Source organism: Rothia sp. HMSC062H08, from assembly GCF_001810775.1.
Lineage (GTDB): Bacteria > Actinomycetota > Actinomycetes > Actinomycetales > Micrococcaceae > Rothia.
The window spans coordinates 259,348-262,349 of the sequence record NZ_KV802668.1 but is presented as its reverse complement, the minus strand read 5'-3'; the positions used below and the strand labels follow the sequence as shown (position 1 = coordinate 262,349).

The window sequence follows — 3,002 nt, the reverse complement described above, 5'->3', positions numbered from 1 at the left end:
GTACATTTGGGCTCGTCAGAAGGGCATTACCTTCGGCTGGGCGGATGGCAAGTTCCACCCGGAGGTGAAGCTTTCGGCCCCGTCGACGGTGGCGTTCCTGTACAGGTATCAGAAGGCGATGGGTCAGGCCATTCCGAAGGCACCGACCTCTGCCTCGCTGCCGAAGAACAGTAGCCTGCCGGGCAATAATGACGCGCCCCGGAGTGCTAGCGGCTGGCAGCATAAGGTTCGTCAGGGTAGCGCTTTCTGGCGTGAGGCTCAGTGGGCTGTTGATCACCGCATGTGGGGTTACCGCATTGACGGGGAATACGCTTATGAGGACTTTGATAGGTCTTTCGTTTCCGCTGGTGATTTGGCGTTGATGCTCTACCGTTTGGAGCACGGCGGCAGCCACCTCAGGTAGCGCGGTCGTGGTAACCGGTGGGCTGGAATGCTCGACATAGTTCGGCTTTTCAGCCCACCGGTGTTGCTTCTGTTTTTCTTCCCTGCCTCTGCGAGTTCTTGTGCCCGACACCGGGCTTTACGGGGCTTCTTCTCCCCTGTTCGAGGTTTTTCTTCTCACGCTTTATCCGCTCAACTTCTTCACTTGCTTCGTCTACTCGCTAGCTTCACTCACCGTACAGTTTTTTGTAGATGGGATAATGATGTCTTCATTCTTCACACCACGAGGCGCCCGGTGCCGCTCAACTGCGCCGCGCCACCCGGCGAGCGCCCGCGCGCTCAGCCTGTCATTACTGCTGGGTTTGAGCCCGCTTGCCGGTATCACCCCGGCGGCACTCGCAACGCCGGCACAGGCTACACCTGAGCAGCAGGCGCAGCCGGCGCAGGCGACCCCCGCCTCCCCCGCTGCAACTCAAGAAGATGCTGACGAACCCACGTATTCGCTTCCGGAGGTAGATGAATCTCGCCATCCTGAAATGGAAGGGTTTACAGTCTCTCCCGAGACTCTCAACATTACTCGAGGAGGCACCGTCACGCTGACGACGCCTCCGCTCAGTGCTGAATTCCGTCAGAATTACGAATTCTACGAATTTTCTCTGGTTGATCGCGGTTCTTCGTACTTCAAAGTCGCGCATGCCCGCATTGACGGATATGCCTACTTTGGCTACCTCTTTGACCGTGAGCCCAACCCGAAGCAGATGGTAGAAAACCCAGACGGGAGCTACACCTTCTTCCTCAATATTGGGCCGTACATTATTGAGGCTAATGAAGGCACTCTTTTCGACGTCATTTTGACGTACCACAAGAAGGGCCACCGGGAGGATTTTTGGCCGTCCGAATTCCGTTTTGTGGCGCGTGCACCTATTAATGTTGTGCAGGACCCTAAGCCGACTGAGACGACGTACATTTTCAGTGTGCCCGCAATTGATGACCCGTGGAAGGATACGACTCTGACGATTGAGGGGTTCCATATCCTTACGAGCGGTAGTCGAGAGGGCAAGGATGGCCCCGCGCTTCTGGCTTTTTATGAAGTCGACCCGAAGACCGGAAAGATTGTAGGCGAACCAGAATTCACCACTCGGATTCCGTACCCGGCTTCCCGTAGTGGAGAGCGCGTTTATTTCCTGAATTGGCATTTTAAGACGTCTATTACGATTCCTGGGGGAACGCTTAAGCCGGGTAAGGTCTATAAGATTGGTTTCTACGGTAAAGACCGTCCGGAGGATGAGAATTACCCCGGTGAGTTGCTGAATGATGTTGCAGATTTCATCCCGGTACGTTCGCTTAATAAGGAATCGGCTAGCCCTGAGATGTTTCTGAAGGCTACGACGGTGAGCCCTTATGATGAGGAAAATATCCTTCAGGTACGCGCCGTCGGCTTGAAGAAGCAGCCTGGGGTCTCTTACCGTTTCTCGATGCAGCATGTTGACGCGCAGGGACTTCTGGCCAGTCAGAAAACGCTGGTGCAGGAGATTGCTGCTGAGAACATCCATGACGGCACGGTGGATGAGAAGCTGAACGTCCCCGGTGCGCCGCTGAATTATGACGGCTCGTACAGGCTCTTCTTGGAAAAGGTGACTGCCGGCAAGGACGGTACGGTTGAGTCGGTTGAGCAGCTTACTTCGAAGGATCTACAGCTGCAGTTTACGAAGAATAAGGAGGTCAACGCCGCCTGGGCATGGTTTAAGCGCCGTCAGGTTCTTCCTGAGTTTTCTTCTTTGAGTGAGGGACGCGATATGACGCGCCGCGATGTGACGGTGGCATTGTACCGCCTGGCGGGTTCCCCGAAGGTTGAGCTTCCGGCGACGAGCCCTTATGGAGATATCGCTCCGGATGATCCGGACTACGCCGCGTATATTTGGGCTCGTCAGAAGGGCATTACGTTCGGTTGGGCGGATGGGAATTTCCACCCGGAGATGAACATGCACAATTATTCGACGGCGGCGTTCCTGTATAGGTATCAGCGTTCGCGCGGTAAGGTGTCTCCCGGCTTGCCGACTGCCGCACCGCAGTCTCGTAACGGTAGCCTGCCGGGGTCGGATGAATCTGAGGTGAGCGCTAACCCATGGGTTCTGGATTTGGAGGAGGGTAGCGCTTTCTGGCGTGAATCTCGGTGGGCTGTTCAGCAACGCATTTGGGGCTACACCGGGGATTGGGAACACGAACGCTTTTTCATGGAGACAACGTCCGTCTATGACTTGGCGTTGATGCTGTACCGCATGGAGCACGGCGGCAGCCACCTCAAGTAGCGCCCGGTTGTAGTGAGGAGTGACCGGTGGGCTGGAATGCTCGACGTAGTTCGACTTTTCAGCCCGCCGGTGCCACCCCGGTTTTTCTTCCCTGCCTTCTGCGAGTTCTTTTGCCCAGCACCAGGCTTTACGGGGCTTCTTCTCCCCTGTTTTTTGGGGGTCTTCTCAGGCTTTATCCGCTCAACTTCTTCACTTGCTTCATCTACTCGCCCGCTTCATTCACCGTACAGTTTTTTGTAGATGGGATAACGATGTCTTCATTCTTCACACCACGAGGTGCCTCGCACCATTCTGATACCCCGCGCCACCCGG

General features: G+C 55.7%; 2 protein-coding genes and 1 pseudogene. All 3 read left to right on the top strand.

Annotation, left to right across the window (positions count from 1 at the left end; translation table 11 throughout):
- A pseudogene (locus tag HMPREF2765_RS06165) lies at window positions 1-403 on the top strand (siroheme synthase); the annotation flags it as partial.
- A 238-nt stretch (window positions 404-641) separates the two neighbouring features.
- Complete coding sequence (locus HMPREF2765_RS06160) at window positions 642-2,690, top strand: superoxide dismutase (protein ID WP_083303627.1); 2,049 nt, start codon at window positions 642-644, stop codon at window positions 2,688-2,690.
- Between the two features lie 26 nt (window positions 2,691-2,716).
- Window positions 2,717-3,002 (top strand): hypothetical protein (locus HMPREF2765_RS09310; RefSeq protein ID WP_210390887.1); only part of this gene is annotated, 286 nt, incomplete at its 3' end.